Below are 12337 nucleotides of genomic sequence, written 5' to 3' on the forward strand. Positions count from 1 at the left end.
AGTCTATTCAATGTTTTGCAAAGCAAATTCGGGTATTTCCTTGTTTACATTTTTTAATACTACATCCGATAAATCTACTTCATCCATAGAGTATAAAACTTGATTCTTTTTTGAAATAAATAGTACCAAATCTATGTTGTTTTTTTCTGCTGTTCTTTTAGCAACTTCTTTTATCTTGTTAAAGACACTTTCTACTGCTTCTCTATAATTTTCTTCTAAATGTGACATTTTCTTAGCGTAATTATCCCTAACACTTACAGTATGCTTACTAAATTGTTCTGTCTTTTCTTTTTTTGCTTCTTCTGACAAAAGGTCAAATTCTTCTTTCGATGGCTTAAATTTTTCTAACTCATTTTCAAATTCCTTCTGTAATCTAGAGTTCTGCTCCTTTATTTGTTGTTGTATATTTTGCAGAGCCAGAGATTCATTGATAACCTTATCACTATCAATAATGGCAGCCTTTGTATTAAGCGTGCTCTGAGGTTGATACCCTACAAACTTATACCCCACAAATAAGGAAATAATTAAGGCAATAACTGATGTAAATAACTGTATATATTTCATTTAAATCCCCGCTTCAATAGAAATTTTAACGTTTGTCGATGGTATTATGTCATAAGCTTCCTTTACTAAAGGAAACCCAAAATCTAATCTAATTCTACCAAAAGGAGAAGGCATTGAAAAGCCAAAACCTGGTGATACTCTTATAAGCTTACTATCGTAATATTTCCCACTATATCTCTTCTTTTCATCTAAACCAAAAAGTGTTGCATAGTCAACAAATAGTGAGCCTTTGATACCAGCATAGTCGTATAATTTAGATAGTGGAAAATCTACTTGCTGTGTTAAATTAAAATAAGTTTTGCCTCCCAATGAGCTTTGATTTTTGTCTTCTGCTCTTGGTCCAATGCCGGAAAGGTCAAATCCTCTAATCTCATTACCCCCTTTAAAAAAGTGCTGGCCAATGTTTAGATCTTCATCGGTATAAGAAAAAATATGACCTGCTGCTACTTTAAAGCGCAGTGTTATATCATCATCAATTTTGCTTAATATAGGATGTGTATAAAAAGATAAGAATTCAGATTTTAGGAAATTTACATTTCCTCCCAATCCTGAAATATCCTGATTTAAGCGCAATAAATATCCCTCTTTAGGAGTATAGAGGTTATCCAGTTTATTGTATGATAACGTATATCCCACTGATGAAACCTGATACTCACCTTCTTGATCTCTTATTATCTCAGAGATATCCTCATCTTTTCCACCCTTATTGTCCATGTGTATGTGATTATACTTATAAGAATATTGAAAGGAATTGGTTAGATTTTCTGAGATTTTATATGATACTTTTGCTATTCCTCCCCAGTTGCAGGTATCGAAAGTAGTGTTTGGTTTGTCTTGTTTTTCATAAAAAACACCCATGCCTAGTGAAGTATCAGAGTCGTTAAAATTATTTTCAACAGCGTCTATACTAGTAGAAAGAACATATTGACTTTTTTCAAGAGCAAAAGATACTTCTTTACCACTACCAAATAAATTACGATCTGTGAAATCGGTTTTAACAAATACTCCACCAGGAAGAGACATACCACCTGTTAAAGATAATGAGGCAGTTCTTTTTTCTTTAACATTTAAATCAAGATTCACTGCATTGTCATCCACTGTATAACTATTTATTTTTACTGTTTCAAAGAAATCACTATATATCAATTTTCTACGTGATTTTTGGATCTCAGATGTGTTATATGCGTCACCTTCTGCCATGCTAAGTTTTCTTCTAATTACTTTATCTAAAGTGCGGTCATTGCCATCAATAGTAATTTGGTTTATATAAATCTTTTTACCTGGTAGCACTTTGTAAGTTACATCCACAATATTGTTATGTTGTGTATATTCTGGATTAACTTTTGCAAATATATATCCTTTTTCGCTTAAATGTTTACTTATTTTTTCTGCTGTATTGTTAATTTTAACTCTATTAAATATTTGATTATTTTCCTCTTTGATAAATTCTAATATTTCTTCCCTTAAACTTAAATCCTGAATCTCAGTTTCAATATCAACTTCATTATTTCCAAATAAGTATTGCTGCTTTTCATCAATCAAAAAAGTTAACTCTATTTGGTTATTATTATCAACCTCAACAATTGGTTGGATATTATTTTGAATATATCCCTTAGATGAATAGAAGCGATCAAGCAGTTCTGTGTTAATCAGTAGATATTGAGGTGAATAATGAGTTCCGCTTTTAAAAATGGCTCTAAATAACTTACTAAATATATCATTGCTATGCCTTTTGATAACTTGCTCTAACTCATTTGCTGAAAAGTTTTTATTACCTATAAATCGTAAACCCTTAATTTTAGAAGTTCTTCCTTCTTTTATCTTAAAAATTAGGTTTATCCTATTGCTACCAAGCTTATCTAGCTCATATGCAATTTTAACACCAATTTTACCACTGTTCCTATAAAGAGTAGCTAGATTTATTAAATCGTTTTGTAATTTTGTTTCAGTGAAAATAGTTAGTGATTTTGACTGGATAACGTTATTTAGCAACTCTTTACTGTTAAATAACTTATTGCCTTTCAATATTACTTTGTTAATCAATGGATTCTCATGAATTTTTACTACTAAGTTTTTTTCATCATCGATATAGGCGTTAATACTAGCAAATAACTTTGTTTTATATAAATCTTTTATAACTGAATCTACATCATCATCATTTATATGATTACCTGGTTCTAATTTTGTATAAAACCTTATTATTTGATCACTTACTCGCTCATTGCCAATATACTTAATATTTTTTATCTGTACTTTTTCCTTATTTTCTAGAGCAACAAGTAGAGTGGGAAAAGAAATAAATATTATTATTAGTATGTGAAATAACTTTTTCATATGTATCTTAAAAAAGATGCCTAATATCATTTGTGATTGCAACTGCCATCAACAAAAACAGTATGGTAGCACCAAAAGTGGCTGCATATTTTTGATATTTCAAACTCAAATCTCTACGTATAACTGCTTCTATAATATAATGAAATAAATGCCCACCATCTAGTAGTGGTATTGGCAGCAAGTTAATTGCAGCTAAATTCGCTGAAATAATTGCCATAAAATATAGAACCATAATAAGTCCCTTTTTAGCTGATTGCCCTGAATATTTTGCAATTTTTATTGGCCCACCTATTTCATTTATACTCCTTTTACCAACAACAATTTGAAAGAGTGCTTTGATTGTTAAACACATAGTGTGGTAGGTTTCATTCACTGATAGGCTAGCAGCTCCAAGAAAAGATGACTGTTTTAACCCTATCATATTAATTGAGGTAATTCCTATAGTTTTTCTTTCTATTATGTTACCAAAGACATCTCTATCCTCAACTGTAAACGGAGTTAGAATAGTTCTGTACTCTTCGTTATTTCTGCTATACTTAATTTCTATTCTTGTTTCAGGGTTGGACATTATCACGCGTGAAATATCTTCAAAGTATTTTATTTTGTACTCATTGATCTGTGTAATAGTGTCACCTGGTAATAGGCCAGCTTGCTTTGCTGCACTTTCTTCAATTACATTACCAATTACTGGTGGAGTACGATAATAACCTGCCACGCTGAAAAATATTGTGAAGGCTATAACGGTAAATATCATGTTTGCAAAAGGCCCTGCAAAAACTATTGCTGCTTTTTGATATCGAGGTTTTGTATGGAATGAGTATAATTTTTCTTCTTCAGTTAATTTTTGTTGATCAACAGGAACGCTTGCTGCATTAGTATCCCCTAACATTTTAACGTAACCACCCAATGGAAAGGCACTTAATTTCCATCTAGTTCCAGACTTGTCGTTAAAACCAAAAATTTCAGGACCAAAGCCTATAGAAAAAGATTCAACTTTAACCTTGCATGCTTTAGCGACAATATAATGCCCACATTCATGCACGAATACTATGATAGAAATTATTAAAGAAAACGATAAAAAATAATATATTCCAGCGCTAAGTTGATGAGAAATTAATTCCACCTATGTTTTAAATCTTAATCAAACGTTGAGTATATTAAAATGCGCCTTGCTTGACAAGTATTTAGTTTAGTCTTTAAATTAAAAAAAAGTTTAATGACAATGATAGATATCTCCTTATTAAGAAGAAAACTGATGTATAGGAGTTGGCATAGGGGTTGTAAAGAAACTGATATACTTTTAGGGCATTTTGCATTGAAATATCTTGATAAATTTTCCTTAAGTGAACTAATTGAATACGAAAAAATAGTTGATCTTGATGATTGCGAATTATATTGTTACATAACTCGTAAGAGACTTCTCCCCCCTGATTTGAGTAGTGAGGTAGTCGATTTGATTGCTTCCTTTAATCACTTATGCACCCAATAATCTTGTTTACCCTATCTAATACTTCAGCATATTCTACTCTTTTTTCCTCCTTATACTTTTTGCATTCTTGATTTATTTCGTCTAATCGCTTTGTTAATTCTAAAATTTTGTCTTCGAGAGTCAATGCTGCAAGTAAGAAATTTAATGCATCTGAGCCCTTACCTCCAGTTCTTTGAGATATGGAGCTAACTAGCTTGTTGAAGCTATTAGCAAGTTGTAATAAATGGTCCTTCTTTTTACTTTCGCAAGATATTTTATATGTGTTATTATGTATAACTATTTCTACTACTTGCATATGATGCTATATTGTACAACTTTCAAATTTACAATATAGATTTTCATTCATTTATCAAGAGGGATAACTTTTTACTGCTACGAAAATAAGTTTTAAAGTATTGATGTTTTGCAACCTTCTGTGACGTCAAATTACTTGCTTCTTTCAAGTTATAGCTTCTAATTGAAAAAGAACCAAACCCCCTGATTTCAACTCTATTATGATATTTTAACGTGTTTGAAAACACTCGAAAAAAACTATCAACTATGGCTGCTATAATAACCTTATCTAACAAAAGGTTTTTTTTTGCCACTTTTGCTATTATATCAGATTTCGTTGCCATTTATATGAAGCACAAGAAGTTATTTGGCAGATAATATTATATTATATTTTTCAACACCTACTACTTCAACTTGTATTTTTTCTGATATAGAAAACTTTTTATTTTCTGGTAAATGCTCTTGATCTACTAAAAGGGTTACATTGTTCTCACTTTCAACGATTAGACCATTTTCCTCTCTCTTACTTACAGTAACCTGAATTTTATCCCCTACTTTAACTTTCTCTATCAGTTCTTCAAGAGGATCATACTCTATTTGTTTTACTCCAAGATAAATTCTTGTCCGATCTACGTTAGCCCTTATCACTTTTGCTTCTATTTCATCACCTACATTATACTTTTTTATCTCATCTGAATTGTTTTTCGACCAACTTAGATTTTGCATATAAATTGTTCCTTCTACGTCCTCAGATATCTCAGAATTATCAAAAGTCACAGATATTTGTGAACCATTGTTGCTTTTAACTTTACCAGAAACAATAGAACCAAGAGGATATTTATCAATAAATACTTGCCAAGGATTCTCTACGCACCTTTTTGTGCTTAAACTCATCTTATTTTTAATAATGTCAATACCGAGAATTTTTACATCCACTTCTTGTCCTATTGTTACAAAACTACTAATTGGTAAATTACTCTTGCTCCAAGTTATTTCTGATGAGTGTACCAAACCCGCAATCCCAGGTTTAATCTCAACAATGAATCCACAATCTTTTATACCCGTTACGCATCCTTTGTGTACGCTGTTAATTGGGCATTTTGACTCTAGATCTTGCCAAGGATTGTCTCCTAATTGTTTTACACCCAGGGAGATTTTTCCATTTTCTCTATCTATTTTTATAATTTTAGTTTTTATATGCTGACCACAAGAAAAAATTGCAGATGGATGACTTACATTACTCCAAGAGATATCTGTAATATGTAGCAGTCCATCTATAACTCCCACTGTATCTGATTCATGAATGCCAACAAATGCACCGTAGTGAGTGATGCTTTTTATTTTGCCTTCTACTACATCACCTTCATTTAAAGATTCTAAAAACTTAATTTTTTCACCAGCATGCAACTTCTCTAATACCAGCTTTCTTGATACTACAATATTCCCCTGCTTCTTATCCATTTTAAGAACGATGAATTTTTGTTCAGTTTCAATAAGGTGATTAGCATCTTTTATTTGCTTCAAATCCACATGACTCAGAGGTAAAAACGCACTTATTCCATCACCAAGATCAACAATAAAACCGCATTTAATTGAGCGTTTAATGATTCCTGTTACTTCATCTTTTGTAATTGCGCTTTCTTCCAATTTATTCCATTTTTCGTCTCTGATTGCTTTCTCACGACTAAGAACAACATTACCATGGTAATCTTCAATTCTTTCAACATAAACTCTAATTTTCGCGCCAACAGTGATATCATCATTACAACTGAGCTCCTTAATCAGAATTCTTCCGTCTGACTTTAAACCAACATCAACCACAATATCATTAGAATTTCTTCTTGTGATTATACCTTCTACCACATCTCCTTCTTTGATTTTGTTAGCAAAAGAATCTTCACAAAAGTCATTGTCTTGATTATCAAATTGATCTTGAAATATCTCTTCTATGAACCTATTTGATGATAGCCTCTTGATAGCAACTGTACTTTCCATACCTTTTAATTTTAACTTCATTAGAACTCATATATTATATAATATTAATAATTAGTGACAAGTAAATTCTCATTAATTCATTTCGAGAATTGTTTAAGCTATAAAAGATTAAGTTATGTAAGATATGTTATCTAGGAATAATAATTGGATTAGGTCATTTTCCAGAAGATCTAGGTTGAAGTTGAATGTTTTGGAGAAGTATTCTATTAAAAACAGCAAGGAATCTATAAAAAAGATCGTAGACTTACAAAAAAGAATACGAGTAGAAATAGGTTTCGGTAATGGTGAAAATATGCTCCATCAGGCATTCAATGAATCTGATCTATTATTTATAGGATGTGAGCCTTATTTAAAGGGGGTCTCTTCCTTGCTAAAAAGCATAGAAGCACACAGCATAAAAAATATTTTAATATGGACAGAAGATGCAAGAGAATTAATTGCCAATTTTCCTGACAACAGTGTTGAAAAATTCTTTATTCTCTTTCCAGATCCATGGCCAAAAAGAAGTCACAACAAAAGACGGTTAATTAATACGGAATTTTTAAATTTATTAGCAAAAAAAATACTTGTCACAGGTGAAATATTTATTGCAACTGATCATCAGGATTATGCAGAGTGGATAGAGTTACATATAAAGCAGTGTAATTTTTTAACCTATAAGGAAGATAGTTTTGCAAATTATACCCCAACAAAATACCACAGAAAAGCGCTAGAATATCAGCGTAAAATAAAGTTTTTTAAAGTAAATGTTATATCTAAACTGACTTAGATTTACCTCTGCTTGTTAGTACAGATGTGTACATGACACTCTATAGTGCAAGTAGCCTACCATATACTGGGAATAACAGTTTACTGAATTCTTTAATCTCACAAATAGAAAGATCAATAAACTTGATAAACATCAACATTATCAGCCAGCATTGCTTTTGCAACTTCAATTCTACCTTTTTTATGATCGGTTTGGATAATTTTATAACCTATAGCATTTTGTCTAGCAACCAATCTGGTGCTTCTCTACCTTTTTCCCACTTAGCAAATCTCATCTTTTCTTTTAGGTAATATTCTCTATATGCTTCTATTGGGTTATTACATTTATATCGATCAGGTAACGCTTGTGTAAAAGCTTGTATATCAGCTGATCGAAATATTAGCAAATCCTTGTTATTATCGCACCAATCTATAACTTCTTCGGATTTATGCGTTCTTTTGTATCGCAAGCTATATTCTATACACAATTCTTTTCCATGTTTTATTAACCAATCAAAGTTTCCTTTTGATTGTCTAGCCCATAAAGAACAAGGATGGTTTTTGTGAGTAAGTTTATATGGAACTTCTATATTCTGGTTTGTAATGCTGACTAAAGGATTTGGCTCTTTTAATGCTATTGAAAAAACACTGCTAAGCAATTGAGCAGTTTCTAGCGGCATTTTTACTATGTGCTTATCGCATAACATTTGTGCTGCAGTTACAGGATTTTCGTCTAATATAAAGATATTCATCTAAGCACCCAGAGATAGAATTTTTGCGTAGTATTTATTTCAATAAACCCTAAAATATCATTCAGAAAATGGATAAAACTCAGTTAAAAAAATTATACACAATTCCGAGGAACCTTTTCAAGCTACAATGAACGTATCGCTACCACTCTAGCAATATTATTTCTCACCCACTGAAGATATTGCACGGTACTGTCTACTTGATCGTCGTGACGGATTTCTGGAAACATTAAAATCTCATACTCAAAGTCGCTAAGCCATACTGCTTGGTTAGGGAGAAAAACCCGCTCAGATTCTATAATTGGGACAATTCGGTGAAATCGAGTTAATTTGTCATCATGTGGTACTATTTGAATAATAGGTAAATCACTGTTTTTCCTGAGCTCCTGAACCAATTGCTGACCGCTTGCTTTTGCTTCGATTAAAATTGCGTGTGGCTTCCACCTTGCAGCCAGCGACAGAACTTTCTCTTTAAGTTTTGGATATTCAAGTTTTGCGCGATATACATCGAGTAAATAGAATGTATTATCTACTTTTGTCCAGGTAGTGCAGACACTAAAGTCACTTGTATTGTTTGTTGAAATTGCAGTATCCCAACTTTGTGTTACATGCAAGAGGCTATCAGGAAAATTTTTATAGCGCTTCAACCACTCTCGTTTAATTATAGCACTTGAAAGTGGTAGAGGGTTTTGTTGGTATTGAGCAGCAAAACCATAACTCCCAAGTTCAGCTTTTATCATCTCAATTTCTTCTTTTCCTTCAGTTAGGGAATACAACAATTGACCTTCTTTTCTTGAGTATATTTCCTGTTCATGCTCTGGAATATGATTATTAACTGAATAAATAATCTCCTTATCTTCAGCTATTATTGGTAAACAGACATGATGCCATATGTTTCTTGGTTTACAGAGGAGGTGACCAGTTAAATCTTCTAAATGGAGTCTGTGCATCACAAGAACGATAACTCCTTTTTTTCTGTCGTTGAGCCTGGTTACTAAAGCCTGATCAAACCAGTTTGCAGCACGCTTTCTAAATGTTTCGCTCAAAGCTTGTGCGGGACTTAGTGGATCATCCACGATAATGAAATCTCCACCTTCACCGGTTAATGTTCCCCCAACTGATGTTGCAATCCTACATCCTCTTTGCACTGTTTGAAATTTATATTTAGTGTTTTGATCTTTGCATAATTCTACTTTCGGAAATAGCTCTCTATACCAATCAGATTGCATTATGCACCTGGTATCGAGTGAGTGCTTTTCGCTGAGGAGCCGAGAATAACTTGCAACTATTATTCTTGCAGTTGGCTGATTTCCGAGTATCCATGCGGGCCATGCAACACTTACACAAATAGACTTCATTGAACGCGGAGGCATATTGAATATTATTCTTTTCACTTCACCTGAACTTGCCGCTTCAAGCCTATCCGCTATGACTTTTATATATTGATAATCATTATACTCACACCCCGGTACTACCGTTTGAAAGCATAATTCAATGAATTTTAAAAAGTTTATATTGTTCATAAAATTGAGATTTTGTTGATTTTTTAAGATTTTTTTGTATAATTATAGTGAGAGTTAAAATATGAAAGAAACAAGAGAGCAAACTGAGAGAGAATTTATAAAAACTCAAAACGGGATAAAAATAGAGACAATTACGCTTCTTGGTAAAAATCAAAACAATAATCGAGGTGAAAAACATCTGATATACTTTATTGGTGGAAATAGAGCGTTAAGCCCTGGTAAAGATTATTCCCAAAATTGGAATTGGGCCACAGAGCAATGTACATCTTTTTAATTATCCTGGACTTGGTTTAAGTAAAAACAGTTCATTGATACGTAGCAATAGAGTTAAATCTGGTATAGCAGTTGTAACTAACTTATTGGAAAAAGGTATAAAGCCAGATGATATCATATTGTTTGGAGACTGCCTAGGTGGACATGTGGCTGCAGAGGTTCATAAAAATTTTAAGTATAAGGATATACATTTAAGATGCATCGTTAGCAATGCTGCAAGTTCACTTAAACAAGCTTCTCTTTATTATTTTGGATTCATAGCAAAATTAAAAATTTTTCTTGCTCCGATAATCAAATTGGTACTAAAGATTTTTGGCTGCCACTGGAAGACATATAAAATCGTAAATTCAATTACTCCTTATACAATGTACTTTAATCGAGAGGGAGATAAAACGATAAAACAGCCAGCGCAACTTGCAACAGAAATAGAAAAAATAGATCAAAGCGGTAGAAGAAAAGATTACCAAAAAAAAGAAGTATTTGAAGATTTTGAGGAATATGAAGAATTTTTCAAGCAGTATACAATATTAAGAAAAAATGATGAATATATTGATCCTAAAAAAGCTGAGAAAGATATACATAAATTGCCAATTACGTGCTTAAAATCTTCCAACAAAACTGATTACACTTTTCCTGAGCTGATTAATTTATATATTCAAGCGACAGATGAATATTTTTCTAAACATGGCTCACTAAATAATGAAGAGAAAGTTAAAGCATTTAAAGAAAGTAAATTTTATAAAGATTTTTCAAGCTGTAAAAATTCAAAGGACTTTTTGCATAATTACATGAAGAAGCAAGAGATGTCATTTCAGCATGTGACAATAGAATCTGGGGAAAAAAGACCTTTCTTAACAAGTCAAAGAAGTCTAGGGTAGCGAGCTTTAAACTTTTGACGCATATGCTTTTTTCAACATTTTAGCCATCTGTATCTGTTCAGATGCATGCAAATATTGAAACCAGTGTTTCTTTTCTTGTCATCCGAGTACTGGGATCCAGAAGAATTAATTGTGAACAAATAGCTATACGATATTTTCAATGAAGTTACAAAAAAGCTGGATTCCACACTGGAATGACACCGTCATAAACTGCTAGGCCTTCATAATGTCATTCCAGTCCTCATAGTGTTTATCCCGGCCTTCATAATTTCATCCCAGTGTCCTCTTTCTCTTATCATCCCAGTACTTGATACTGGGATGGCTTTGTTGCACCACTCAAGGAAAGAACAGGCAGTTACTGATGGAATTTGTTATAAAATAGATATTTAGCCGACAAAGGAAAAATATGCCAATAAGAATGAAAGTCAGTAACTGCAATGAATATAACAAATTTCTTCAAGAAAGGGGAAATGTTTTTCATTATATCAACGATGCCATTGAAAATTGGTACGAAAATAGTCCAAAAGTAGCAGGTGGCAACAATGTCTACAGCGACAAAGTAGTGATTCTAATTCACATAATAACCTATCTATTCAGGATTGGTCTTAGGCAAACAGTGGGATTTATAGAGAAATATCTTGAGCAAATAGGGAAAATTTTGCAAATTATCAGCTATTCGCAGGCTTCAAGAAGGTTTAAAAAGCTTAATATCAAAATCAACGACTGCAGAGTTGATAAGAACGATATGGAAGATATTGAAATTGCTATAGATAGTACAGGTATCAGCATCTACAATAATATTCCAGGCCATAGTAAGGCAAATGGTACAGATAGAAAGTATCGCCGCTATGAGCAAACAAGAAAGCTACATGTAATGCTAGAGATAGGTAGTAAAAAAGTTATAGCTGCAAAATACAGTAGTGGAGTTTATTCCGACCACTATGGAGCCTGTGATCTTATTGAAAGAGTGGATACCAAGTATAACATAAGCACGATATATGCAGATAGGGCATATAATCGAAAGAAGTTATACAAACTGTGCGATGAGCTTGACATAAAGACAAGGATTCCTCCGCAAAATAATGCAGTAGAGCATCCAAAGTTGGATTATATGAATGAGAGAAATTCTACAATCAAGCTCATAAAGTCATATGATGAAGATGGTATGAAGAGGTGGAAAAAAGAGATAAATTATTGGAAGAGATCTTATATAGAAAGTTTTTTCTCGCGACTGAAGCAAATATTTGGATTTAGTTTTAGGAATAAATCTGAGATTAATCGTGAGAAGGAACTGCTACTCAAGTGTTATTTGCTTAACAAATTTACTGAAATAGGCATGGCTAAGTTTGATATAGCTTCATGAATTTATTATACATTACCCACTATCCGAAGAGCTGTGCAACAAAGCCTACTGGGATCCAGATGCATGGCTAATGCTGAAACCAATACTCCCTTTTCTTGTCATACGAGTACTGGGACCCAGAAGACTCAGGTAATAAGAACTAGATTCCA

The 12337-nt window shown here is 32.5% G+C and carries 12 protein-coding genes and 1 pseudogene; 5 read left to right on the forward strand and 8 right to left on the reverse strand.

The annotated features are described in order from the left end of the window. Positions 1-3: 3 nt before the first annotated feature. Genes ACQ4M0_RS05310 through rseP form a run of 3 tightly spaced genes read right to left on the reverse strand, consistent with a single transcriptional unit; the run spans position 4 to position 4021 of the window. Positions 4-564 (reverse strand): OmpH family outer membrane protein, encoded by a 561-nt coding sequence (locus tag ACQ4M0_RS05310; RefSeq protein WP_007302414.1) that lies wholly within the window; start codon positions 562-564, stop codon positions 4-6. Next, positions 565-2898, reverse strand: coding sequence for an outer membrane protein assembly factor BamA (gene bamA, locus ACQ4M0_RS05315; protein WP_438456341.1), 2334 nt, complete (start codon positions 2896-2898; stop codon positions 565-567). 7 nt (positions 2899-2905) lie between these two features. Beyond that, positions 2906-4021, reverse strand: a complete 1116-nt coding sequence (gene rseP, locus ACQ4M0_RS05320; RefSeq protein WP_007302416.1) for an RIP metalloprotease RseP — start codon at positions 4019-4021, stop codon at positions 2906-2908. 99 nt (positions 4022-4120) lie between these two features. Here rseP and ACQ4M0_RS05325 point away from each other — a divergent pair, with 99 nt between their 5' ends. Beyond that, entirely contained in the window at positions 4121-4387 is a 267-nt protein-coding gene (locus tag ACQ4M0_RS05325; RefSeq protein WP_019236875.1) for a succinate dehydrogenase assembly factor 2, read from the forward strand. Here ACQ4M0_RS05325 and ACQ4M0_RS05330 read toward each other — a convergent pair. The 3 genes from ACQ4M0_RS05330 to ACQ4M0_RS05340 are packed head-to-tail and all read right to left on the reverse strand — an operon-like array spanning position 4365 to position 6676. Continuing rightward, a complete protein-coding gene (locus tag ACQ4M0_RS05330) occupies positions 4365-4682 on the reverse strand; it encodes a cell division protein ZapA (RefSeq protein ID WP_007302417.1) in 318 nt (105 codons plus the stop codon). The genes ACQ4M0_RS05325 and ACQ4M0_RS05330 overlap by 23 nt on opposite strands. Positions 4683-4725: 43 nt before the next feature. Continuing rightward, positions 4726-5004, reverse strand: coding sequence for an HU family DNA-binding protein (locus ACQ4M0_RS05335; RefSeq protein ID WP_007302418.1), 279 nt, complete (start codon positions 5002-5004; stop codon positions 4726-4728). Positions 5005-5023: 19 nt separating this feature from the next. Beyond that, positions 5024-6676, reverse strand: a complete 1653-nt coding sequence (locus ACQ4M0_RS05340) for a 30S ribosomal protein S1 (RefSeq protein ID WP_438456342.1) — start codon at positions 6674-6676, stop codon at positions 5024-5026. Positions 6677-6779: 103 nt separating this feature from the next. Here ACQ4M0_RS05340 and trmB point away from each other — a divergent pair, with 103 nt between their 5' ends. After that, the gene (gene trmB / locus ACQ4M0_RS05345; protein ID WP_007302420.1) at positions 6780-7424 is read left to right on the forward strand and encodes a tRNA (guanosine(46)-N7)-methyltransferase TrmB; all 645 of its coding nucleotides are present in this window, start codon (positions 6780-6782) and stop codon (positions 7422-7424) included. 208 nt (positions 7425-7632) lie between these two features. Here the strand turns inward: trmB and ACQ4M0_RS05350 are convergent, their stop codons facing one another. Further along, on the reverse strand, positions 7633-8154 hold the full coding sequence (locus ACQ4M0_RS05350; RefSeq protein ID WP_007302421.1) for a pyrimidine dimer DNA glycosylase/endonuclease V: 522 nt from the start codon (positions 8152-8154) through the stop codon (positions 7633-7635). Between the two features lie 122 nt (positions 8155-8276). Further along, positions 8277-9674, reverse strand: coding sequence for a phage terminase large subunit (gene terL / locus ACQ4M0_RS05355; RefSeq protein ID WP_012481978.1), 1398 nt, complete (start codon positions 9672-9674; stop codon positions 8277-8279). Between the two features lie 61 nt (positions 9675-9735). On the opposite strand from terL, the pseudogene ACQ4M0_RS05360 reads away from it, so the two are divergent. The 3 genes and pseudogenes from ACQ4M0_RS05360 (at position 9736) to ACQ4M0_RS05370 (ending at position 12188) form a co-directional block, all read left to right on the forward strand. Further along, a pseudogene (locus tag ACQ4M0_RS05360) lies at positions 9736-10825 on the forward strand (alpha/beta hydrolase family protein). Between the two features lie 246 nt (positions 10826-11071). After that, the gene (locus tag ACQ4M0_RS05365; protein WP_438456343.1) at positions 11072-11215 is read left to right on the forward strand and encodes a hypothetical protein; all 144 of its coding nucleotides are present in this window, start codon (positions 11072-11074) and stop codon (positions 11213-11215) included. A gap of 16 nt (positions 11216-11231) precedes the next feature. Next, complete coding sequence (locus tag ACQ4M0_RS05370; RefSeq protein ID WP_213863789.1) at positions 11232-12188, forward strand: IS5 family transposase; 957 nt, start codon at positions 11232-11234, stop codon at positions 12186-12188. Positions 12189-12337 lie beyond the last annotated feature (149 nt).

The organism is Wolbachia endosymbiont of Kerria lacca (genome assembly GCF_051602725.1).
GTDB lineage: Bacteria > Pseudomonadota > Alphaproteobacteria > Rickettsiales > Anaplasmataceae > Wolbachia.

Bases quoted from the DNA above. Each gene is read 5' to 3' on its own strand.
- ACQ4M0_RS05310 (WP_007302414.1), bottom strand. From the start codon at position 564: ATGAAATATATACAGTTATTTACATCAGTTATTGCCTTAATTATTTCC.
- bamA (WP_438456341.1), bottom strand. From the start codon at position 2,898: ATGAAAAAGTTATTTCACATACTAATAATAATATTTATTTCTTTTCCC.
- ACQ4M0_RS05325 (WP_019236875.1), top strand. From the start codon at position 4,121: ATGATAGATATCTCCTTATTAAGAAGAAAACTGATGTATAGGAGTTGG.
- ACQ4M0_RS05330 (WP_007302417.1), bottom strand. From the start codon at position 4,682: ATGCAAGTAGTAGAAATAGTTATACATAATAACACATATAAAATATCT.
- ACQ4M0_RS05335 (WP_007302418.1), bottom strand. From the start codon at position 5,004: ATGGCAACGAAATCTGATATAATAGCAAAAGTGGCAAAAAAAAACCTT.
- ACQ4M0_RS05340 (WP_438456342.1), bottom strand. From the start codon at position 6,676: ATGAAGTTAAAATTAAAAGGTATGGAAAGTACAGTTGCTATCAAGAGG.
- trmB (WP_007302420.1), top strand. From the start codon at position 6,780: ATGTTATCTAGGAATAATAATTGGATTAGGTCATTTTCCAGAAGATCT.
- ACQ4M0_RS05350 (WP_007302421.1), bottom strand. From the start codon at position 8,154: ATGAATATCTTTATATTAGACGAAAATCCTGTAACTGCAGCACAAATG.
- terL (WP_012481978.1), bottom strand. From the start codon at position 9,674: ATGAACAATATAAACTTTTTAAAATTCATTGAATTATGCTTTCAAACG.
- ACQ4M0_RS05370 (WP_213863789.1), top strand. From the start codon at position 11,232: ATGCCAATAAGAATGAAAGTCAGTAACTGCAATGAATATAACAAATTT.